Source organism: Pseudoalteromonas sp. SIMBA_162 (assembly GCF_046535955.1).
GTDB lineage: Bacteria > Pseudomonadota > Gammaproteobacteria > Enterobacterales > Alteromonadaceae > Pseudoalteromonas > Pseudoalteromonas marina.
Genome location: NZ_JAWJBQ010000001.1, coordinates 292,624 through 316,110, shown reverse-complemented (window position 1 = coordinate 316,110; position 23,487 = coordinate 292,624). Strand labels below are relative to the sequence as shown.

General features: G+C 38.8%; 22 protein-coding genes. 5 read left to right on the top strand and 17 right to left on the bottom strand.

Annotated elements, in window-relative coordinates; all coding sequences use genetic code 11:
• Positions 1-23 precede the first annotated feature (23 nt).
• From R0J88_RS01355 to thrS, 8 genes are all read right to left on the bottom strand, one after another.
• Positions 24-1,580: a SulP family inorganic anion transporter gene (locus tag R0J88_RS01355; RefSeq protein WP_006794467.1), complete on the bottom strand. Its 1,557-nt coding sequence runs from the start codon at positions 1,578-1,580 to the stop codon at positions 24-26.
• 113 nt (positions 1,581-1,693) lie between these two features.
• Positions 1,694-2,152 carry an Lrp/AsnC family transcriptional regulator gene (locus R0J88_RS01350; protein ID WP_002960703.1) on the bottom strand — a complete coding sequence of 153 codons (459 nt, stop codon included), beginning with the start codon at positions 2,150-2,152 and terminating at the stop codon, positions 1,694-1,696.
• A 115-nt stretch (positions 2,153-2,267) separates the two neighbouring features.
• Positions 2,268-2,909, bottom strand: coding sequence for an MBL fold metallo-hydrolase (locus tag R0J88_RS01345; RefSeq protein WP_410898841.1), 642 nt, complete (start codon positions 2,907-2,909; stop codon positions 2,268-2,270).
• Between the two features lie 2 nt (positions 2,910-2,911).
• Positions 2,912-4,729 carry a M14 family metallopeptidase gene (locus tag R0J88_RS01340; protein ID WP_410898840.1) on the bottom strand — a complete coding sequence of 606 codons (1,818 nt, stop codon included), beginning with the start codon at positions 4,727-4,729 and terminating at the stop codon, positions 2,912-2,914.
• A gap of 298 nt (positions 4,730-5,027) precedes the next feature.
• On the bottom strand, positions 5,028-5,387 hold the full coding sequence (rplT, locus tag R0J88_RS01335) for a 50S ribosomal protein L20 (protein WP_002960711.1): 360 nt from the start codon (positions 5,385-5,387) through the stop codon (positions 5,028-5,030).
• A gap of 15 nt (positions 5,388-5,402) precedes the next feature.
• Positions 5,403-5,603, bottom strand: coding sequence for a 50S ribosomal protein L35 (gene rpmI, locus R0J88_RS01330; RefSeq protein WP_002960713.1), 201 nt, complete (start codon positions 5,601-5,603; stop codon positions 5,403-5,405).
• A 212-nt stretch (positions 5,604-5,815) separates the two neighbouring features.
• Positions 5,816-6,376 (bottom strand): translation initiation factor IF-3, encoded by a 561-nt coding sequence (infC, locus tag R0J88_RS01325; protein ID WP_006794470.1) that lies wholly within the window; start codon positions 6,374-6,376, stop codon positions 5,816-5,818.
• Between the two features lie 59 nt (positions 6,377-6,435).
• Positions 6,436-8,346, bottom strand: a complete 1,911-nt coding sequence (gene thrS / locus R0J88_RS01320) for a threonine--tRNA ligase (protein ID WP_410898839.1) — start codon at positions 8,344-8,346, stop codon at positions 6,436-6,438.
• 357 nt (positions 8,347-8,703) lie between these two features.
• On the opposite strand from thrS, the gene R0J88_RS01315 reads away from it, so the two are divergent.
• Positions 8,704-9,150, top strand: coding sequence for a DUF3010 family protein (locus R0J88_RS01315; RefSeq protein ID WP_410898838.1), 447 nt, complete (start codon positions 8,704-8,706; stop codon positions 9,148-9,150).
• Positions 9,151-9,335: 185 nt separating this feature from the next.
• Complete coding sequence (locus R0J88_RS01310) at positions 9,336-11,069, top strand: AMP-binding protein (RefSeq protein ID WP_410898837.1); 1,734 nt, start codon at positions 9,336-9,338, stop codon at positions 11,067-11,069.
• Positions 11,070-11,113: 44 nt separating this feature from the next.
• On the opposite strand, the gene R0J88_RS01305 is transcribed toward R0J88_RS01310, so the two are convergent.
• The 6 genes from R0J88_RS01305 to R0J88_RS01280 all read right to left on the bottom strand — a co-directional run bounded on the left by R0J88_RS01305 (position 11,114) and on the right by R0J88_RS01280 (position 17,146).
• Positions 11,114-12,196: a GGDEF domain-containing protein gene (locus R0J88_RS01305; protein WP_410898836.1), complete on the bottom strand. Its 1,083-nt coding sequence runs from the start codon at positions 12,194-12,196 to the stop codon at positions 11,114-11,116.
• A gap of 229 nt (positions 12,197-12,425) precedes the next feature.
• Entirely contained in the window at positions 12,426-12,887 is a 462-nt protein-coding gene (locus R0J88_RS01300; RefSeq protein ID WP_410898835.1) for a DUF1456 family protein, read from the bottom strand.
• A 106-nt stretch (positions 12,888-12,993) separates the two neighbouring features.
• On the bottom strand, positions 12,994-14,238 hold the full coding sequence (locus R0J88_RS01295) for a lipoprotein-releasing ABC transporter permease subunit (protein ID WP_010557436.1): 1,245 nt from the start codon (positions 14,236-14,238) through the stop codon (positions 12,994-12,996).
• Positions 14,228-14,926 (bottom strand): lipoprotein-releasing ABC transporter ATP-binding protein LolD, encoded by a 699-nt coding sequence (gene lolD, locus R0J88_RS01290; RefSeq protein ID WP_248519368.1) that lies wholly within the window; start codon positions 14,924-14,926, stop codon positions 14,228-14,230. Before lolD ends, R0J88_RS01295 begins: the two co-directional genes overlap by 11 nt.
• Positions 14,919-16,136 carry a lipoprotein-releasing ABC transporter permease subunit gene (locus R0J88_RS01285; protein ID WP_138740875.1) on the bottom strand — a complete coding sequence of 406 codons (1,218 nt, stop codon included), beginning with the start codon at positions 16,134-16,136 and terminating at the stop codon, positions 14,919-14,921. Before R0J88_RS01285 ends, lolD begins: the two co-directional genes overlap by 8 nt.
• 137 nt (positions 16,137-16,273) lie before the next feature.
• Positions 16,274-17,146: a LysR family transcriptional regulator gene (locus R0J88_RS01280; protein ID WP_410898834.1), complete on the bottom strand. Its 873-nt coding sequence runs from the start codon at positions 17,144-17,146 to the stop codon at positions 16,274-16,276.
• Between the two features lie 131 nt (positions 17,147-17,277).
• Between R0J88_RS01280 and R0J88_RS01275 the strand changes: the two genes are divergently transcribed.
• Together R0J88_RS01275 and fghA are read left to right on the top strand one after the other, a co-directional pair.
• Positions 17,278-18,399, top strand: a complete 1,122-nt coding sequence (locus tag R0J88_RS01275) for an S-(hydroxymethyl)glutathione dehydrogenase/class III alcohol dehydrogenase (protein ID WP_006794756.1) — start codon at positions 17,278-17,280, stop codon at positions 18,397-18,399.
• Positions 18,400-18,467: 68 nt separating this feature from the next.
• Positions 18,468-19,310, top strand: coding sequence for an S-formylglutathione hydrolase (gene fghA, locus R0J88_RS01270; RefSeq protein WP_410898833.1), 843 nt, complete (start codon positions 18,468-18,470; stop codon positions 19,308-19,310).
• Here the strand turns inward: fghA and R0J88_RS01265 are convergent.
• Positions 19,264-19,641, bottom strand: coding sequence for a hypothetical protein (locus R0J88_RS01265; protein ID WP_410898832.1), 378 nt, complete (start codon positions 19,639-19,641; stop codon positions 19,264-19,266). The two genes, fghA and R0J88_RS01265, sit on opposite strands and share 47 nt — an antisense overlap.
• 244 nt (positions 19,642-19,885) lie before the next feature.
• Here R0J88_RS01265 and R0J88_RS01260 point away from each other — a divergent pair, with 244 nt between their 5' ends.
• Positions 19,886-20,302 carry an MgtC/SapB family protein gene (locus R0J88_RS01260; RefSeq protein WP_006794759.1) on the top strand — a complete coding sequence of 139 codons (417 nt, stop codon included), beginning with the start codon at positions 19,886-19,888 and terminating at the stop codon, positions 20,300-20,302.
• 65 nt (positions 20,303-20,367) lie between these two features.
• On the opposite strand, the gene R0J88_RS01255 is transcribed toward R0J88_RS01260, so the two are convergent.
• Positions 20,368-21,390, bottom strand: coding sequence for an energy transducer TonB (locus tag R0J88_RS01255; protein WP_410898830.1), 1,023 nt, complete (start codon positions 21,388-21,390; stop codon positions 20,368-20,370).
• Positions 21,391-21,546: 156 nt separating this feature from the next.
• Entirely contained in the window at positions 21,547-23,454 is a 1,908-nt protein-coding gene (locus tag R0J88_RS01250; RefSeq protein ID WP_410898829.1) for a beta-ketoacyl synthase, read from the bottom strand.
• Positions 23,455-23,487: the final 33 nt, after the last annotated feature.

Here is a 23,487-nt window from a genome sequence, read left to right as displayed (position 1 = left end):
ATTAACACGTTGATAATTATTGTTTAAGCAAGTTTATCTGACGCAACTTTATAAGTTGGATCCTCTATTACATTTACTTCAACTAAATCACGCGCTTTGTGCAGTAACTGAGTACAGTCTTTACTTAAATGACGCAAATGAAGCTGTTTACCTGCTTTAGTATATTTATCAGCTAATGCGTCAATAGCCTCTATTGCACTGTGATCTGATACACGGCTATGTTTAAACTCTACAATAACGTTCTCTGGGTCATTTTTAACATCAAATAATTCAGAAAAGTTTTTAACTGAACCAAAAAATAATGGCCCATGTAACTCATATACTTTTGAGCCTTCTTCATCAATGTAGTTAGTTGTGTAAATATGCTTAGCATGTTGCCATGCAAAAACAAGTGCAGACACGATGACACCTACACACACTGCAATCGCTAAATCGGTAATCACCGTTACACCTGAAACCAACACGATTACAAAGGCATCTGACAATGGAACGCGCTTCATCATTTTAAAACTTGCCCATTCAAATGTACCAAGCACAACCATAAACATAACCCCAACAAGTGCGGCAAGTGGGATCATTTCAATTAAACTTGAGGCAAAAATGATAAATGCGAGCAACATTAATGCTGCACTTATACCTGATAAACGTGAACGACCGCCAGAATTAATATTAATCATTGATTGGCCAATCATTGCACAACCACCCATTGCACCAAAAAAACCACACGTTATATTTGCAGCGCCTTGGCCAATACACTCTTTGTTACTGTGGCCACGCGTTTCAGTAATTTCATCAATTAAGCTAAGCGTTAATAATGATTCTATTAGGCCGATAGCAGCAAGTATCAGTGCGTAAGGGAAGATAATTTGCAGTGTATCTAAATTAAATGGCACCATAGGAATATGAAACTCTGGCAACCCACCTGCGATTGTTGCTGCTTCATCACCTGTCATCCCTTTTAAAAAATCTAATACGGTATGTGCTTCAAGGTCTAAACCAATCACTAAGCCTGTAACCGTCACAATCGCAACTAAAGATGAAGGAATAGCCGTTGTTAACTTAGGAAGGAAATGAATAATCCCCATAGTTAGCGCGACTAGCCCTAGCATAATAAACAATGGTTCACCCGTCATCCATTGCTGACCGCCCATACCGTCAGGTACTTTAAACTGACCTAACTGGGCTAAAAATATAACAATAGCTAAGCCGTTTACAAACCCTAGCATTACAGGATGCGGAACCATACGTATAAACTTACCGAGCTTGAATATTCCCGCGAGTATTTGCAAAATACCCATCAACAGAACGGTTGCAAAGAGATACTCAACACCATGATCAAGTACTAAACTTACCATAACAACTGCTAATGCACCGGTAGCACCTGAAATCATACCAGGGCGACCGCCAAATATAGCCGTGATTAAACCTACGATAAACGCGGCATATAGACCAACTAAAGGTTCTACATTTGCAACAAAGGCAAACGCAACAGCTTCTGGCACTAAGGCTAACGCCACAGTTAAACCAGATAGAATATCGTTTTTAGCAGAGCTTGGCGCCCTACTGAGTAAGTTAAACATTGAGATCCTCAGGTGTGTTTTGGGTATAAAAAAAGCGCTAAATTCTAGCAAATTAGCGCTCATTTAACAATTACATTGTCTTTTAAACTAAATAGTTCTAAAAAGTTATCCGTTTACAAAGGAAGAGATGTGCTTCGTTTTACACATGTCATTGTTACGTTTGAATGCACTTCTTGTACATATTCTAAACTTAATAAGTTATCTCTAACAAAATGTTCGTAACCCTCTATACCTTGCGAGATTATACGTAACATAAAATCCATGGTACCAGCCATTGTATAACACTCAGTAACTTCATCATAACTCATGATCAGTTTTTCAAACTCAGCCAGATTTTTTTTTCCATGGTTAGATAAACGCACATGTGCGTATACCAGCATATCAAAGCCTAGTTTCTTTTCATCTAACAATGCCACTTTGCTTTTTATATAGCCGTCTTGTTCAAGTTTAGCAATTCGACGCCAACAAGGTGATTGAGATAAGCCTACTTTGTCGGCTATTTCAGCAGTTGATAGACTTGCGTCTTGCTGCAAAAGTGCCAAAATTTGGCGATCTACGTGATTTAGAGACATTTTATTTCTTATTTATCAAATAAACTGGTTAAATTATACAACCATTTTTAAAAACAGTCTGCTTATTTTTAGTTTTTCTATGTATAAATTACTCATAATTAATACATTTAACTCACTATCCGTACTGCCCACTCATAAAAGGGTTCGTTTTAATTTCATGCTCTACCGTTGTTTCACTGCCATGCCCCGACAAAATCGCGGTCTGCGCCGGCAAGGTAAATATATTAGCCTTAATGGATTCTATAAGTTGTTGACTATTGCCTTGTGGAAAGTCCGTACGACCCACAGAGCCTTTAAATATAACGTCACCAACAATTACACATTTATTATTGTGTTCATAAAATACAATATGTCCTGGCGTATGACCTGGGCAATGCATTACATCGAATTTTAATTTACCTAGGCTCAAAGTATCACCATGCGATAGCCACGCATCTGGGTAAAAAGGATCAATGGGTGGAAAACCGAACATTTGAGCTTGCATTGGTAAACTATCAAACCAAAAACGTTCATCCTTGTGCGGGCCAATAATTTTAATATCAAACTGCCTACGAAGCACGTCAGCTGCACCAACATGGTCTAAGTGCCCATGGGTTAACCAAACAGCTTTTAAGGTTAAACTATTACTCGTTAAAGTAGCTATTATCTTATCGCTGTCACCACCGGGGTCAACAACGATTGCTTCTTGAGTACTTTCGCAAGCTATTATTCTGCAATTTTGTGCAAAAGGTGTCACTGGTATTGTTATAACTTTCATCGCTATATTTCTTTATCTTTTTGTTCTGGTATTGCTATTTCTTCTTCAAACGACATAAGTATTGGATACTTTAAATAAGCTTGGTCATAAAACGGGCTATGCTCATACAGCCAGTTTAAGCGAGCATCAGGATCATTAGCGAATGACTTATCATTTTTTAGCTTTTTATCAAATGCTAATGCAAGTTTTGGATTATCTTTTAGCATTTGACGGGCAAACGGGATTAGCGCGTAGTTTTCCATGTATTCTGTTCGTTGAAAAACAGTATTAAACTCACCCCATGCAAAAAATGAATCCGGTGCCTCTGGGTGCAGCAAATGAACAGCTAATTCCCCTGCCTTTTGTTGAGTTGTCACTTCAAACCAACCGTCTAAATTTACATTAATAGCAGGCTTATAATCAAAAATAGCCGTTACTCTAAATCGTCCTTCAAACGGTGACTTAGCAAAAGAGTACTTATCTATTTTGGCCTGTTTTAATGGTTGTGTATTTTCACCAACTAATTTGTTCACAGACACACCATGAAGCGATAACTTTTCAATTAAATCCGTGTAAACAGGTGGTATAAAAAATGCCTTAGGCACTTCAACACGCTTTTGTACGTCTTTTTGCCAATATACAGGGAGGTTTGTATAGTCTTCTTTCTCGCCAATATATTGAACTTCTGTTTGACCTGATAACGTACTCATTTTTGAGGTATAACGAATACCTTTGAATTCAATTTCAACAGGAGTTTTACTATACCCTCGTTGAACAATAAGCTCTTTTGGCACAAATGCCTGTTCTTTTTTTACTGCATTAGCTAGTTCATGGCTGTGATTTGATAAGGCATCAATTGCACCATCAATAAATACATAAGTTCCTAATACACGTTGCTTATAGGGTTTCAGGGAATGGTTTTCGACTAAAATTGTAGGTAAAGACTTTAAGTCGCCCCAACCATTTGAAAACCGTGGTGTAGCAACCCAACCTGCAAGCCCTTCTTTAAAGTTTCGCTTATTCATAACAAATACAAGTGGTCCAGGTATATGGCCTTGCGATGCTAACTTTTCATCTATTACAGGTTTGAAGTATTGGTCTAGCGCAGCTGATATAGCAGGTGATTCGCTCGCAAAAACCGGGTTATACCCATAGGTGACATCGTATTGATAATCTGCACCGTCAGTAACGTGCACATCAACATACAGATTTGGGTTATAGTAATTAATAACCTTCAAAACACTTTTAACTTCGGGTGTATCAAGTTTTGTAAAGTCACGGTTTAAATTTAAATTATTTGCATTAGTTCTAAAACCCATTTTACTTGGGCCGCGTTGATTAATACGGTTGAAGTGGCCGCTTCTTTCATGTCCGTCAACGTTTAAAATTGGGATAAACAAAATATTTACTTTCTTTAAAATATCCCTGCGTTTGCCTGTCGCTATATCGCGTAACAACATAAACATGGCGTCTTTACCGTCAATCTCGCCAGCATGAATTCCCGCTTGAACAAGCACTGTAGGCTTGGTGCTATTAGCAAGCTGATCTGCATCAAAAAAACCTTGCTCACTCGCTACAACCATTTTAATAGCGCGCTTACTATTACTATAACCAATTATTTGCGATTTGAATTGAGTTGGGTTTGCAGCAACTAAACGCTCTACAAAAGCCATTGTGTTTTTGTAGTCAGGAGATATATAACCATCTGAAAGTTCAAAATCCGTTGTCAGAGGACCTGCCTGTTGTATCAGCGATAAGCTTTGTCCTTGCCAAGGTAGCAAAGGTGGTAAATGGCTGTCGTAAGTCATACTTGCAGATAAAAAGAGTAAGCTGGCTAACATATTATTCTCAAAAAAACGCTTTAATGGCCAAATTATAACAACTTAACTGATCGTTACGAAAAAACTGCGGTAGTTCAACAAAAAACACAGCCTAAGGTAAGTTAATAATGGATCAAAAATGCTTTATTAGTATTTCAGCACAATTAGCATCCAATTAAATACAGCTGGGTCTTTAAATTAATAACAGCTTATCTTACTCGGGAACTTAGAATAACTTTTATGTGGTGGGGTTTTCATAGCAAATTTTAGGCACAAAAAAAGGAGCCAATGGGCTCCTTTTCAGTTCTTATAAAAAAGCTTAAGCGGCTAGGCCTTCTTTAGCTTTTTCTACAAGCGCTGCGAATGCAACTTGGTCGTAAACAGCGATATCTGCAAGGATCTTACGATCGATTTCTACAGAAGTCTTTTTAAGACCATTGATAAAACGGCTGTAAGACAGACCATTTTGACGTGAAGCAGCATTGATACGTGCAATCCATAATTGACGGAAAGTACGTTTCTTCGCACGACGGTCACGGTAAGCGTATTGACCCGCTTTAGTAACAGCCTGGAAAGCTACGCGGTAAACACGTGAACGTGCTCCGTAGTAACCTTTTGCTTGTTTTAAAACTTTTTTGTGACGTGCACGTGCGACAACGCCGCGTTTAACTCTTGCCATTTCTAAAAACCCCTATTAAGCGAACGGTAACATACGTGAAACTAGACCATGGTCATTTTTATGAACCATCATCTTAGGACGTAGGTGTAACTTACGCTTAGAAGTTTTCTTAGTCAGAATATGACGAAGATGCGCTTGTTTACGCTTGAAACCGCCAGAAGCAGTCTTTTTGAAACGCTTAGCAGCGCCACTGTGACTTTTTAGCTTATAAGCCATTGCAATAACTCCAATTGTATTGCCTTTAAATTAGTAAGCAGGCGTGAGGTATATTTCTATAGCTCCACTTTTAGGCCTAACTTACTGCCATGTTCCGGTGAAAGCCCAACATAAAATGTTGCAACTTTACTTTAAAACCGGTTAACTCAGGTGAATATTTGCATATTGCTTGCAGACCTGAGCTAAATTCGGTGCGCATTATTACTTAAAAATTACTTTTTAGCAATAGGTGCCATCATCATAACCATTTGACGGCCTTCAACGCGATTTGGGAAAGACTCAACAACTGCTAAATCTTCTAAATCGCCTTTAACGCGGTTTAATAGTTCGATGCCAATTTCTTGGTGAGCCATTTCACGGCCACGGAAGCGGATGGTAATTTTAGCTTTATCGCCAGCTTCTAAGAACTTACGTAAGTTGCGAAGCTTAACCTGATAATCACCTTCATCCGTACCAGGACGGAATTTGATTTCTTTAATCTGGATTTGCTTTTGCTTCTTCTTCTGCTCTTTCAGTTCTTTGCTTTTTTCAAAGATGAACTTACCGTAGTCCATAACCTTACAAACAGGCGGCTCAGCGTTTGGGCTAATCTCTACAAGATCAACACCCGCTGCATCAGCCATAGCTTGTGCGTCTTTTAATGACTGAATGCCAGCTTGTTCGCCGTCGATGTCGATTAAACGAACTTCTTGAGCTGTAATTTCTTCGTTAATACGATTTTTTTGAGCTGTTTGTTGCCCTTTCTTGCCGCCTCTAATGGTACGTTCCTCCAAGAATATCAATAATATAAGCGTGTAGATGACTTTTAGTTACAGCCCTACACGCTCGATTTTTACTGTCGATTTTTAATCTCTTCGCTTATTTTAGCTACAAAGTCATCGACATTAAATTTACCCAGGTCTTCACCTGTTCGCGTACGAACCGCTACTTCTTGTTGTTCAACTTCTTTGTCGCCAACAACCAGTAAGTAAGGTATACGCTTTAATGTATGCTCACGGATTTTAAAGCCAATCTTCTCATTTCTCAAGTCAGCAGCGGCTCTAATTCCAAGTTTATTTAATTTTTGTACAATTTCGTGCACGTAATCTGCTTGTTTATCGGTAATATTCATAATTACCACTTGCTTTGGAGCAAGCCACGTTGGGAACAAACCAGCGTATTCTTCAGTTAAAATACCGATAAAGCGCTCAATTGAGCCTAAAATAGCACGGTGTATCATAACTGGAGTGCGTCGTTCGTTGTTTTCTGCTACATAAGTAGCGCCTAAACGACCCGGAAGTGCAAAATCTAGTTGCACTGTACCACATTGCCACGCTCTGTCTAAACAATCGTACAAAGTAAATTCAATTTTAGGTCCGTAAAAGGCACCTTCACCTGGTAGGTAATCAAATTCAATGTCGTTTGCCTTAAGTGCATCAGCTAATGCAACCTCTGCTTTGTCCCAAATTTCATCGTCACCAATACGTTTTTCAGGACGCGTAGAAAGCTTAACTACAATTTTGTCAAAACCGAATGTCTCATAGGTATCATAAACCATCTTAATACACGCTGAAACTTCGTCCATTACTTGCTCTTCTGTACAGAACACGTGAGCATCATCTTGTGTAAAGCCACGTACACGCATTAAGCCGTGTAAAGCGCCTGATGGTTCGTTACGGTGACAACAACCAAACTCGGCCATACGCAGTGGTAAATCACGGTACGATTTTAAACCTTGGTTAAAAATTTGCACGTGACCCGGGCAGTTCATTGGTTTTATAGCGTATTCACGTTTTTCAGACTCTGTGGTAAACATGGCGTCTGAATATTTTTCCCAGTGACCAGATTTTTCCCACAAAGAACGGTCCATCATCATTGGACCTTTTACTTCTTCGTAGCTGTATTCACGTAGTTTTTCACGAACAAACTCTTCAAGTTCGCGGTAAATGCTCCAACCATCGTTGTGCCAAAATACCATGCCTGGCGCTTCTTCTTGCCAATGCCACAAATCAAGTGCTTTACCAATACGACGGTGATCGCGTTTTTCAGCTTCTTCTAAACGCTTTAAGTACGCTTTAAGTTGCTTTTTATCGCCCCACGCTGTGCCATAAATACGTTGTAGCATTTTGTTTTCAGAATCACCACGCCAGTATGCACCTGCTACCTTCATTATTTTAAAGTTTTGGCAGAATTTCATGTTAGGTACATGAGGACCACGACACATGTCTACGTATTCTTCGTGGTGGTATAATCCTGGGCGATCATCTTTTGCAATGTTCTCGTCCAAAATTTCAATTTTGTATGTTTCGCCACGCGCTTCAAACGTATCGCGAGCTTCTTGCCAGCTTACTGTTTTTTTCACTACGTCATAGTTTGTTTTTGCAAGTTGCAGCATACGCTTTTCAATGGCATCTAAGTCATCTTGTGACAAAGAATGATCTAAATCGATATCGTAGTAAAAGCCGTTATCAATAGTTGGACCAATAGCCATTTTTGCTTCAGGGAAAAGTTGCTTAACCGCATGACCTATTAAGTGAGCACACGAGTGACGAATAATCTCAAGTCCGTCTTCATCTTTTGCTGTGATGATCTCAAGGCGTGCATCATCATTAATTAGGTCACATGCATCAACACGGTCGCCATTAACACGACCAGCAATGGTTGCTTTGGCTAGGCCTGGACCAATATCGTTTGCAACATCAAGGGTACTTACAGGGTTTTCAAAACTACGCTGACTGCCGTCAGGAAGGGTAATAACTGGCATTATAAATCCTTACATACAGTGGTGACACCTACAATGTATCACGTGTATTTTAAATAAAATTAAATGAGAATGACTCGACAACGCTCTTACGAATAAGCATTGACTATTTTTCGCCTAACAGGCTGATGTAGATGCTGAGTCTGCTCAACTACAAAAATATATTGTCGCGTGAGCGCGAAACAATTACAAGTTTAAAGGCGCTGTAATCAATGTTATTTTGCGTAAGTTTGTAAATATAGTTAAAAACGATGACAATTTTGAGAAATGCATAGTAAGAATTCACCTTATTGCTTATTCTCGCAATTTATTCGATGTTGCGTATAATACGCAATAATTAAGTTTTATTAGAGAACAGCAATGAGAACATGTGGTGTAGAAATTACCGGTAGTGACGTACTACTTTGTATTTTAAGTAAAGATAACGACGTTTTTGATATTCGCGATGTGCGTCAAACACGTTTTACTTTAGGTAATGGTAACGACACTGAAATAATGCGCAAATTTCAATTTGATTTTGCAAAGCTAATGCAAGATTACCAAATTGACTCTGTTGCCATTCGCGAACGCCAACCAAAAGGTAAATTTGCCGGCAGTGCGAAAGGTTTTAAAATGGAAACCGCCATCCAGCTCATTGAAAACCTTGATGTTCGCGTATTCTCAACTACAGAGATTAAAGAGCAAGTTAAGCGTAACCCTATCCCAATAGCATTTGAGGAAACAGGCCTTAAAAAGTACCAAGAAAATGCATTTGTGAACGCCTACGTATACATAATGAAAAAAACGTATCGTAGTGACGAAATTTAATTTAAAACGTTTAAAGTTTTTTAAATTATGAACGCGCCAATATGGCGCGTTTTTTATTGCTACTATTTTACTGGCTATATCTTTACTTATAATACATTAGTCTAACCACCCTTCTTTTTGTCGACAATGTGTGTTTATTTAGTTCCTAGTTTATGTAATACACACACATCGACACGGAGAAAAACATGCACACACTACATAAAACGGTTAAAGAAGTAGAAGTAATAAATTCACTACCGTTGTCCAAAAGCTATTTTAAAGGCTCACAAAATACACCTTTAACCAATAAAACCATTGGTGCTTACTTCGACCTCATTGTCGACAAAAACCCTAACTCGCTTGCGGTAGTGGTCAATCATCAAAACATTCGTTTAACCTACAAAGAATTTCAAAAAGAAGTGAATCAACTCGCAATGGGGCTATTAGCCATCGGTGTTAAGCCAGGCGATCGGGTCGGAATATGGTCACCTAATAATATACAGTGGTGCTTAACTCAATTCGCTACCGCAAAGATTGGTGCCATTATGGTTTGCATTAACCCAGCCTATCGGCCAAATGAGCTTCAATATGCATTAAATAGCGTTGAATGTTCAACACTCATTACCGCTTCACAATTTAAAGGCAGCAACTATATAGAAATGCTAAATAGTCTAGCGCCAGAACTTAAACATTGTGACAGTGGCAAGCTTTCAGCTAAAGCTCTGCCCAATCTTAAGAATGTAATTCGTATTGGTGATAATGTAAGCGCTGGCATGTTTTCGTTTTCCGATATTATGCGTATGGCAACGCCAGCTCATGAGCTTGAACTTAATGCTATTGCTACAAATTTAAATGCCGAACAGGACATAAATATACAATTTACCTCAGGCACAACAGGTAACCCAAAAGGCGCTACACTCACCCATAAAAACATATTAAATAACGCGCTTTTTGTTAGCGACTCTATGCACTTTACTGAGCACGACAAGCTTTGTATTCCAGTTCCTTTATATCATTGCTTTGGTATGGTTTTAGGTAGTCTGTTATGCGTTACAAAAGGCGCCGCAGCCATTTATCCGAGTGATTCGTTTGACGCCAAAACAACGCTTGATGTAATTGAACAAGAAGGCTGTACAGCATTGCACGGTGTTCCCACTATGTTCATTAGTCAACTTGAGCTCAGTACCTTTAGTGAATATGACTTAAGGTCACTCAGAACTGGCGTTATGGCAGGCTCTACTTGTCCAGAACAAGTCATGCGCAAAGTTCAAACACAAATGAATATGCATCAGGTTTTAATTGCCTATGGGCAAACTGAATGCAGCCCAATCAATAATATAACCGAAACTGATTCATCAATAGAGCGCCAAGTAACAACCGTTGGCCGCGCCCTTGCACATACTGAGGTTAAAATTATTGATGAACTGGGTAACATTCAAAAAATAGGTTTACCCGGTGAAGTATGCTCCAAAGGCGTAGGAATAATGCGCTGCTATTGGAATGACGAAGAAAAAACAAAAGCCACAATAGATAGTGACGGCTGGCTTCATTCAGGCGATTTAGGTGTTATGGATAGCGAAGGATTTGTGAGTATTGTTGGGCGAATTAAAGACATGATTATCCGTGGTGGTGAAAACGTTTACCCTCGAGAAATTGAAGAGGTGCTTTATACTTATCCAGGCATACAAGACGCCGCTGTATTTGGTATCAGCGATGAAAAATACGGTGAAGAAGTGTGTGCGTGGATCCAACCAAAAGAAGATACAACACTCGATGAGCAAGCGATTCGTGCTTTTTTACAAGACAAACTAGCCTACTTTAAAATGCCTCGCTATATTCGCTTTGTAGAAAGTTACCCAATGACAGTGACAGGCAAACTACAAAAGTTCAAAATGCGAGAACAAATGCAAGAAGTATTATCAAGTAAATTATTTTCATAATGTAAACTTGCCCAGCATGACACAATATAAATGTTGGGCCATTTTTATATGTAATCTTTAATTACTTTATTTTTACCTGTATTTTTTGCTTTGTACATCGCTTTATCGGCTGCAGATAGCAATGCTTTCATGTCTGGACAAAGGGCGGAAAAATCAGCTACAACAACGCCAGCAGAAACAGTTACACGTTTAAATGTTGAGTATTCGTGACTTATCGTATCTGTAGCAAAACGATTGGGTAAATCATCAAGCCAGTTTAAATTATTTTGATCTAAAATTTTAACTAAAATGAACTCTTCGCCGCCAAATCTAACAACGATATCTGCCTGGAGTTTTTTTAATCGGCTCGCAACATCAATGAGTATGTTATCGCCATCTAAATGCCCGTAATTATCGTTATATTTTTTAAAGTCATCGATATCAACCATAGCAAGCGCTAGCGACTGAGATGGCTTTATTTGATCCATTAAGCGTTTACATTCTGAGTCAAAACTGTGTCTATTATATAACCCCGTTAGTTGATCAATGTTTGCTTTTTGTGTTTCAACAAGCTCAGCTTCATATTGTTTACGTAAAAGTATATCCAGTTGATATTGAATACAAGCCATTACAATCACAATGCTAATATAAAAGTAAAGGCTCCATATTATTGGCGTGGATGAAAACAAATGAACACTTAGAAGGCTTAACCCCGTAATTGTCCATAAAATAAGTTTATGGCCTAAATGAAGCATGGGTATTGCAGAAAAGGAAGCCACTACAAGCATTGGCCCTCCCTCGTTTAAATAACCATATAATCCGACAAAGGACCAAAATAAATACCCAAATAAAATACAAAATAAAACGCCAAAAGCAAAACAACGATAATGTAAGTATTTTGCCTTTAATTTATTGTTTACATAAACCAATACAAACGACAAACAAACCATCGATAGTCTTAAAACATTAATGACAGAGGATATAGATTGTTCATCATTCAACCACGAAAGAATAACCAAAATCGTTAAAAATAAAGCAGCTAAATACAAGGCTATATTAGCAAAGTGAACGGTGCTTTTATTAAGTTGATACTGAAAATCTTTTTCTTTGTCAGGCGGAAAATAAAATGTTGCGGGTATTAATTGCATTTTAAATTCCTTTTATACTTTCGTTGGCTTGAAATAATGTGCTTAAAAGCCGCTATTTTTGTATTTATGTGATGGTTGCTTTTTAAGCCATTTAAATTGGTCTAGTAAAGTTAGCATTTAAATATTATCGCTATGTTTGATTAATTACAATATTAGTAAACGCTTAAAGATGACTGTCTAAAAAACGTTGGTTATTACAACGTTTTTAAGCCAAAATAATTATTAGTAATTACTCAGGGCGGTATTGCTGCTGAACGCCTGTTAAGAATAAACGCAGTATTTGATCGTTACACACTCGGTAATGCTTGTTGTCTACTTTACGAGAAAACGCACTTAATTCGTGTTTGCTTAAATCAAAATCAACCAATGCAAGCGTGGCTATTACATCTTCAGCCTTCATGTTTAAAGCAATGCGTAACTTCATAAAGATAATATTATTATTGAGCTTACTCTCTGGTATTGGCTGTACACCCTCGCGTTTAACTCGTTTGGTATTAATAAACCCGTTTAGGAAGGTTGCAAACTCAGTGTCTGAAATTTTAACAAACTCTTGCTCGCCCTCTTTTGTTAACCACGCAATGACTTGCTCTGTTGTTACTGTAGCCTCTGCCGCAGCAAAAATGTCAACCATGGCAGTATCGGTTAAATTAAAGGTATAGCGAAGACGGCGTAAAATATCGTTATTTGTCAAAGTAATTTCCTGAGTAAGGTGTTGTATAGCTGAGCAATAGCGCCCACTATTAATTGAGCCCGTAGTTTAGCAGCTTTACAAACCCGCCCCTATTGTTTTAGTAAGGTTAATTACCCAGCACCTTTGCCGGATCGACTCGCGTGGCCTGCCATGCGGGATAAATAGTCGCAAAAATAGCAAGTACGAATGTTGCAATTACTGTAATGCCGATGTCTTCGAGCACAAGCTTACTAGGTAAAAATTCTATAAAATAAACCCCTTCAAGCGGATTAGCACCCATTAGCTGGCTCAGCCAAGCAAATAATTCACTTATGTTTAATGCTAATACAACACCAATGAACGAGCCAAGTAAGACACCCACAAACGCTTGCGTTAATCCCTGCATTACAAAGGTTGCTAAAATAGTGCTGTCTTTAGCGCCCATTGTTTTTAAAATTGCGATATTGCCTTCTTTTTCACGCACTTCCATGACAAGAGAAGACACAATATTAAAACTCGCAACAGCAATAATTAAAAACACAACAATATAAACAATGGTACGAACCATTTGTATATCTTGATATAAGCTACCTTGTGTTCTAAACCAACTAGAAATATAGACATAATCGCTAATGGTTTGCCCTACATTAAGCGCTATTTGATGCGCTGAAAACACATCATCAACACTTAACCTTAAACCTGTAACTTGGGTTTCGTCGTAGCCAAGTGTTTGCTGCGCTTTGCTTAAATGTATAAAAGCAGCCGTACTATCAATTGGGCCGCCCATTTCAATAACACCTGCAAGGCTCAGGGTAACGCGTTTAGGTGCTAATAACTGACCACCTGCTTGCCCAACCTGAGGAATTAGTAAAGTAATATTGTCGCCCACTTTTGCGTCAAGTTGCTTTACTATCTGTTGGCCTAAAATAACCTCTTCAGAGGATAATTGGCTTACTAATTTACCTGTTCCAAACTGGTTAACTGCAGAAACATTGCCCTCATAAGAAGGGCTAACACCGCGTATTTCGACCGCTTTTAATTGGCTTTTATACTGCGCCATACCATTAACCGCGATAAATGGGGCAGCTCCCGTTACGTGCGGCTGACTTTCTATATTAGCTACTTTTAGCTGCCAATTAGCAATAGGTCTGCTTGGTGCAACATATTCAACCTGAGGTACTACGCTTAGTAAACGATGGACTAATTGTTGTTCAAAGCCGTTAATTACTGAAAGGGCAACAATTAAAACAGCGACCCCCAATAAAATACCTATAGTAGACGCTTTAGCTATAAAACTAACAAACCCGTTTTTTTCGTCTTTATGACCTGAGTATGCTCTAAAACGTTTACTTAAAAATGCACTAAGCAACATATTGTGACTCTTTTACCGATAGTTTACCGTCATCTAAGTAAGCTATTTTACCTAGCTTATCAGCAAGCTCTAAATCATGAGTTACCACTACAAAGCTCGTGTTTAAACTCTGGTTTAACTCGTTTATTAAATCATAAATTTTAATCGCATTTTGCTTGTCTAAATTACCTGTTGGCTCATCAGCAAGAACCAACGAAGGTTTCGTAACCAAAGCACGGGCAATAGCAACACGTTGACGTTCTCCTCCTGATAGAGCAGAAGGTTTATGATCACTTCGATGTGCAAGGCCCACTTTTTCAAGCATGTCGAGCGCCTGTACTTTTGCTTCTTTTGCCGTTAAGCCTTTTATTAACAAAGGCATTGCTACATTTTCTACAGCACTAAACTCCATCAATAAATGGTGAAACTGATAAATAAAACCTAAATTTTGGTTTCTAAAAGCTGCTTGTTCAGTACGAGATAACTTAGCAACTTCTTGATTTTTAATTTTCGCAATACCTGCAGTGGCAGTATCAAGCGTACCGAGTATATGCAAAAGCGTACTTTTACCAGAACCAGAACTACCTACAATAGCAAGCATTTCACCTTGCTGTAGCGCTAAATCTACGCCCTTTAGCACTTCAACTTGGTTGTTGCCATCTTGGTATACTTTGCTTAAATTTTCACAACTAATTACTAAATTATTCATAACGCAACACCTCTGCTGGTTTTACTTTTGCGGCTTTGCGCGCAGGATATAAGGTAGCTAAAAAGCTCATAGCAATACTGGCAAACGCAATTATTACTAAACTAAGCACATCAAATTTCACAGGTAGTTCAATGCCAGCAAGTAGACTCAGGCCAACTAATTCAAGAAGCTCATTTATGTATAAACTCAGTAGCACCCCAAAAAAAGCGCCGATTAATGTTCCAATAACGCCATTGTAAAGACCTTGAACCATAAATACTTTTTGCACCTGCGATGGTGTAAGCCCAAGTGTTTGAAGTATCGCAACTTCCCCTTGTTTTTCACTCACCATCATTGTTAAGGCAGATACAATATTAAACACAGCCACCAGCACAATAAGTGCAAGTAACATAGACATGATCCGCTTTTCCATTGCTACTGCGGCAAATAAAGTGCCCTGGCTGCTTCGCCAATCTGAATAGTTGTAACCTTTTAATATAAGTTGGCTTGCGTCCGTAAATTCGTCCAATTCAAAGGGTTCAAAAAGTGACACACTTAAATTTGGGGCAACATTTTTATTTAACTTTAAAACACGCTGAAGCGATGGCCCACTTGTGAAAGCGAGTGCCATGTCTATTTCAGAGCCCGTTTCGTATATTGCTGCAACTTTAAATAAACGCTGGCTAGGCACACGCCCCAAAGGAGTATAAGTAGATGCATTTGGCATGATCACACGAAGTTTATCACCTAAACCGACACCTAACTTCCGACTCAAATAGCGGCTTATAGCAATGTTATAATTACTATTAAGTACTGTTTGCCAATTGCCTTGTACTATTTTCTCAGTAACTTTGTATAACGCACCGTTATTGTCATATAAACCTTGCAGTAATACGCCGTGAAGATCTTTATTGGTTTGCAATATAGCTTCGCCTTGGCGATACAAATTAACATGTTTCACATATGAAGATTTAGTGAGAGCTGCCTTTAAACTCGTTATTTGCTCTGGGGTGTGCTGATCAGATTTAACTTCAATGTGCGGAATAAGGCCAAGCATATTAGTTTTTAAGCTATGCTCAAAACCATTCATTACACTGCTTACAGTAAATAAAGCCATTAAACCAATAGCAATACCGGCAATAGAAAAAAAAGAAATAAACGATATAAACGCATTCCCTTTTGAGGAGCGGCTGTATCTAAGTCCTATAAATAAGCTAACCGGTTGAAACATATAATTTAAAACATTTATGCTAAAAGTGTGAGGCTATAGTAGCACGAAGTTAGCACAATTGAATATGACCATAAATGTAAGAAATAATTTATAAATCTGAGACTTGGATGATTTTTCAGCAATTTATTTAGTGCAATTTATTCTTTAAGGCCAGCAACTAAATAGTCTAGTAATACACGTACATTGGTAGCTACAAACTGACGTGGTGGATAAACCCCCCACACACCTTCTTGCTTGGGTTGGTAAGACGTTAAAATAGGCACTAACTCACCACTATTAAGCTCATTATCTATGTAGTAATCAGGAAGTTGCACAATACCTAAGCCTTTTTTAGCACCATCAACAAGTGACCAACCACTATTGCAATTTAATCTGCCAGCAATTTTAATGTGTTTTTCACGCTCATTTTCGTTTACACGCCAATAACTACTATTCCCTACTAAACACTGGTGGTTATGTAGCTCACCTAAGGTATGTGGCTCACCAAAGCGCCTTAAATAAGCAGGCGATGCACACATAATAAAGCGCCGATCACTTAACCTTCGCGCTTTTAAGCTCGAATCTTTTAAATGGCCTAACCTTATTGCTAAATCAAACCCGCCTTCAAGTAAATCTTCTTGTTCGTTACTTAGGTTTGCAATAACTTCAACATCGGGGTGATCGTGCATAAAATTGTGCACAATAGGCATAATAAAGGTTTCGCCGAACATTACCGGGGCTGTTAGTTTAATTTTTCCTTTAGGGGTTGTTTGATGTGATGCAAGGCCCTGCGTAGCATCGTCCATTGCATGCTGTAAGTGTTTTATTTGATGTAAAAAAACCTCACCTTCTTTGGTAAGAACAACTTTTCGTGTGGTGCGCGTTAAAAGCTGGGTATTTAAACGTTGCTCAAGGGCTGTTACATGACGGCTAATATGCGCAACCGAAAGGCCCAATATCCTAGCTGCAGCAGTGAAGCTTCCTTCCTCACCGACTGCTATAAATTCGTCAATCCCATCCCAACGCGCCATTATTACCATACTGTAAAAGTGTTTTAATAAATAAGAGATTATCATTATATGAGAAACAAATACAATAGTCCCATCACCCAAACAAAATGGGTCTACAATTGATATTAAATAACACTACTAAGGATAAACACATGTCTGATTTTATTAAATCAAAAGCGGCGATTGCTTGGGGCCCTAACCAACCTTTAAGCGTTGAAGAAGTTGATGTAATGATGCCTAAAAAAGGCGAAGTAATGGTAAAAATTACTGCTACTGGTGTTTGTCATACCGATGCATTTACGTTATCAGGTGAAGATCCAGAAGGTATATTCCCAGCTATTTTAGGCCACGAAGGCGCAGGCGTTGTTTATGCCGTTGGCGAAGGTGTAACAAGTGTTGAAGTGGGGGATCATGTTATTCCACTTTATACCGCTGAATGTGGTGAGTGTAAAATGTGTACATCTGGCAAAACTAACTTGTGTTCAGCAGTACGCGAAACACAAGGTAAAGGTTTAATGCCAGACGGCACAACGCGCTTTTTTAAAGACGGCCAACCAATTTACCACTATATGGGTACGTCTACATTTTCTGAGTACACAGTACTTCCAGAAATTTCACTCGCCAAAGTAAACAAAGAAGCCTCTTTAGAAGAAATTTGTTTATTAGGGTGTGGTGTTACAACCGGTATGGGTGCTGTAACTAACACTGCTAAAGTAAAAGAAGGCGATACAGTCGCGATATTCGGCCTTGGCGGCATTGGTTTATCGGCCATTATTGGTGCAAAAATGGCGGGCGCGAGTCGTATTATTGGTGTAGACATTAACACCAGTAAATTTGACCTTGCTACTAAGCTTGGCGCAACCGACTTAATAAACCCTAAAGATTTCGACAAGCCAATTCAAGAAGTGATCGTTGAAATGACTGACGGCGGCGTTGATTACTCATTTGAATGTATTGGTAACGTTGATGTAATGCGCTCTGCCCTTGAATGTTGCCATAAAGGCTGGGGTGAATCGGTAATTATTGGTGTAGCCGGTGCTGGCCAAGAAATTTCAACTCGTCCTTTCCAGCTTGTTACCGGCCGTGTATGGCGTGGTAGCGCATTTGGTGGCGTTAAAGGTCGCTCGCAACTCCCTGAAATAGTTGAGCGCTACATGGCAGGCGAATTTGCACTAAACGACTTTATTACTCATACAATGAGCCTTGAAGAAATTAACGATGCATTTGATTTAATGCACGAAGGCAAGAGTATTCGTACAGTAATTCATTACTAATAAGCACTTAGTAAACGACTTGATATAAAGCCGTAAAACTTGAACGTTTGCGGCTTTTAAGGATTTTTATGTTAGAGAATATCTCAAGTACAAAAGTAGCCGGTGGTTGGCATAAGCAATACACTCACGCTTCAACAAGTACCCATTGCACAATGCGTTTTGCGGTATTTTTACCACCAGGTGCAAGTGAAACAAACAAAGTCCCTGTGCTTTATTGGCTATCGGGTTTAACCTGTACCGACGAAAACTTTATGCAAAAAGCGGGCGCGTTTAAAAAAGCTGCTGAGCTGGGTATTGCAATAGTGGCACCGGATACAAGCCCGCGTGGCGATAACGTACCCAATGAAGATAGTTATGACTTTGCTCAAGGTGCTGGCTTTTATGTTAATGCTACTCAAGCACCTTACAATACACATTTTAATATGTACGAGTATGTCGTTAATGAGCTACCAGCACTTATTGAACAGCATTTTCCGGTAACAAGTACCAAAGCTATTAGTGGTCATTCTATGGGTGGGCACGGTGCTTTAATGGTTGCTCTTAAAAACCCACAAGCCTATGTAAGTACCTCTGCTTTTAGCCCAATAGTTAACCCAATCAATTGCCCATGGGGCACAAAAGCGTTTAACGGTTATTTAGGCACTGACAAAGAGCTCTGGGCTCAATACGATACGTGTGAGTTGATGAAACTAGCAAAGCAGGACGATTACCTACCTATGCTAGTATCGCAGGGTGATGCCGATGGCTTTTTAGAGGAGCAACTTAAACCACAAAACCTAGTGGCTATCGCTCACGATAAGAGTTACCCGTTAACGCTTGAAATGCAAGAAGGTTACGATCATAGTTACTTCTTTATAAGTAGTTTTATTGACCAACACTTATTATTTCATAGTCAGTTTTTAACTGCGTAGCCTCGTTAGTGTGTAGTTCTGGCTTATTTAGTTCTACACACTCTTTTAAACTTTTACTCACCTTCCTACACACTTGGCGTTGTTGCTTATTTTCCACACTGACAAAGTCGACTAATGCAGAATCAATTTTTAAACCTAACTTTGTAAAAGAAAACCCTTCTCTATCTTTTGGAATGGGTTTGAATGGATCTTTGTAATGGTCTGAACGAGCTTTGCTATTCATATTTTGATTTAATTTTTCGTTATTTTGAGCATGCCCATCTATTAAAACTCCGGCCACCGTGCAACCACTTAAGTACACACTTATTAATAGTGTTAGTAATAATTTCATAGTTTCATCCTCTAAAAGCATGGATTTATACTATACGTTTATAAAATTAAGACTGTAAAAAGTTGTAAAACCAATTTAAATACACCTGTAAATACATTAAGTAAAAGTGATAAACCAATGTGTACATTTTACTAAATATGATCTAGGTAAACCTAAAATAAAAAACAATACATTGATTTTAAATGTTTTTATACTTGGCGTGGCAATTGCTTTTGTAAGTTAAGTTTTTTAATAGAGAATCGCAATGGAATTTGATTTACAGTGGAATGAAATCTTAGATAACTTAATTCATTTAGGTATTGCCTACGCCCTAGCCTTGCCAATGGCCTACGATAGAGAGCGAAGTAAAGACGGCGCTGGACTAAGAACATTTCCGTTAGTTGCAGTTGCATCGTGTGGCTACGCACTTATAGCCATGTCGGTACTAGACTCATCTGAAGCACAATCTAAAATGCTACAAGGAATAATAACAGGCATTGGTTTTATTGGCGGTGGTGCAATTTTGAAAAATAATCAGTCGACATCAGGTACTGCGACAGCAGCGAGCATATGGAATATGGGATTAATTGGTATTGCTGTAGCAAATAACCGATATGAAGTAGCCATTTTGCTAGCTATTATTAACTTTATAACGCTCAGGTATGTAAAAAAATTGAAGTAATATAGCTTAAAAGTAAAAACCCCATCGTTATATATGGGGTTTTAAATAAAAATATTTTTTGGTCTTTACAAAAAAGCATTACCACTTTGTTTTAGCGTTACTGTTTGTGCTTGCGCACTTTTAATTAATAACCCGCAACGTAAATCATCTTTAGAAATGACAATTTTATCAATAGCGCTTGTGTTGTAATTTACCACTTTATTTTCACAGCGCAGTTGAACCTTGCTAAGTGGCATTGTTGACTCAAGCACAACCTCACTTTTAGACAGTAAAGGCATAACAGCTTGATCTGTCTCAATAGCTATTTGTTGGTTTATATCGCCTGAATTTTTATAAATATCATTAACTTGAGCTAGCAACTGCTGCTTGTTTTCATTTGTAAAAACAAAGGCTTTAATATTTCCTAGGGCATCAATTGCATCATAAGCGCGCACGTAGTCCTGTTTAGATATAAACCATTGCAAAGCATTTTTTACCACTCGCACTTTAATCTGATCTGGTAAATTATCTCTAAATAAAAATGCATTATTAATATGTTTATCAAAGCCAATCCAATCTTGGGTAAAGTAGCTATGCTGACTTTTTAGCCATGAAAGTAATACTATTTCAACAGTATTTTTAGCATGGTCGCGTTCTAGCTCTATTATTTTAATTTGCGCTTCGTCTAATTTTTTTTCATTAATTAGATTACTTGCCGTTTCATAATCATTAAAAAAGCCATGCGTTGCTTTGTCGTTAGTGTACCCCAAGTGCAGGTTTTGAGAAGTCACTGTAATTAGCTTGGCACTAGGCACAGCTTTACCATCGACCTGAGCACTCTTGTAATTTAGTTTTGACACATACTCAACAACTTCTCTTTTGTATTTGTCTTGCCCAATAGATGCAACAATTTCAATATCACTAACCTGACCGCTTTCATTCACAACATAACTACTTAAATTTAAGCCTTCAAAGCGTGACACACGAGAAGATGTATTTGTTTGTTTATTGTAGTTGTCCTTAACAACTTCAGCTGGCACAAAATCTGCCATTACAGGCACACAAGTTAACGCAGGTAATATAGAAAGAGCTATAGAGAGTTTTTTCATTTGATTATCCATCCTAGAACGCAAAGTAGCTATTATAGAAACAAACATTATAAAAAGATGCAAGCTTATATTTATAACTAACCAAAATTTAACTATAGGCTAATAAATATAAAAAAAGGCGCTTTATTAAGCGCCTTGGGTTTCAAGTATGTGTGCTTAAAACATATCTTGATAGGAGTGGGTTGTATTAAACGAAATTGCTTTATCAAAACCAGGAAGCTCTATTCCGTCTTCGCCAATTACAATGTCGTTATCGTCAATGGCGCCATCACCAAAACGATATACTAATTCGTACTTACCAAGGTCAGCTTGCGCTTTATAGGTATTTTGCAAAGCAACAACGGATGTATTTTTATCAGCGTGATCACTCATCGCTTTTTCACCATGGCGCTTAGCAAGCATTTGTAGTGTTACTTTAGCGCTAAGTACTGTAGCTGTGGCGTTATTACCGCCAAAACCTTTTGAGTTTATAAAGGCGATGTCCATGTCGCCACAATCGTAATGGCTGTTACGTATATCTAAGTGATCTGCATAAACATCGTCGGCCACTTTATCTATGGTAGTAATACCCGGCATAATATTATGGCTAAATACCCCCAGCGCAATAGCAAGCTGATCGCCACTGGCGGGGGCAATTGTATGCCCTACATAAGCTTTTGGCGCCGTCACTTTCCAGCTATCAATGGCAAACGTTTGTGCCACTTTATGGTAAATAAGTGACTCTGTGACTCTATTTTGCGGCGTGCTAGAACCATGCGCTAAAATAAAGCTACGCTTTTGTAACGCCTCTTTACCTAATAAGCTTGTTGCAAGCGCTGCAGATTTGGCCATTGTAATGTAGTTACCTGGACCCGGTGAGGTGATTGATTTTTTAATACCATCGGCATTTACAAATACATCAGGTACTGAGCCCGTAATATCTGCACCAAGCTCAAGTGCTAATGCATCATCCATTAAAATAGTGACTTGTGCGCCTTCACCTAATGTAAAACCACAGTTTTCGCCGAATGGGCGGCTGCTTTTACGGTAATCGGGCTCTTGTTCACTGCTTAAGTTATCTAAACGGCGCAGGCCTTCAACATTTGCAAGGGCGCTCATATTACCAAAGCCTTCTACCACTTCAGGCGTAATAGCGCATTCAACACTTGCTACCACCGCAACACGGGTGCGCCCTGCTTGAATATCGTTTACTGCAGCGCGTAAGTTATATAAAAATGTGGCACATGCACCCGAGGTAGAAAACGTAGTACCTACATTACCTGTAACGTAGGCGTTTATAAAATCAGTCGACATCGTGTTTAGGCCAAGTGCTAATTGCTTTGTACTAACACGATCGCCCTGCTGACGGGCTTTAACTAAACCACCTAACCCTTTGTCGTCCATTTGGCCAATAACCGAGGCTGAATAGGTACCAATTTTATCTGGCTCTACGCTATTCATTATGCGTTGCCAGTCAAGGCCTGTTGATTTAATCGCATCGTTTGCAGCAAATATGGTGGCTTGCAAACCGCGTGGCTGATAACGGCTGTTATACATAATTGATGGATCAAACCCGGTAGGAAACTGCCCTGCCGATTTAATTGGGTTATCACGTGTAGAATCAAGCTTTACGTCTAAGTCTGCAGCTATTGTTACTTTTACTTTTTTGCCATCAAGCGTTTGTACATTCCAACTTGCAGGTACTGGACTTGGTAAATCGCGTGCGCGAGTTTCAAATACAATCGCGTTTTCATCAGATGTCTTTAATGTCATTTTTTGCTGCCAAGGTGTGGCATCTGCATCAAAATGTTCTTTTTCAATTTTACGAATAAGCGTCCCAGCAATAATTTGCTCACCAAAGCGTGCTTCTATGTCGCTTTGCTCAACATTATTGCCGTTTGTGTCTTGTAATTGACCATCAACAACGCATACCAAGTTCATTAATGTGGCGAGGCCTAAAAATGTTTCACTACGATCTTGTGCGTTTAATGCGTCTAACACGATACGGCGGTAACCTTGATGAAAAGAAGTACGGCCTGCGGCGTTAATACCACCCATGCCTACAATTACGGGTAATGCTGTCATAATTAACCTTTAAAACGTGTTATGGGAGAAGCC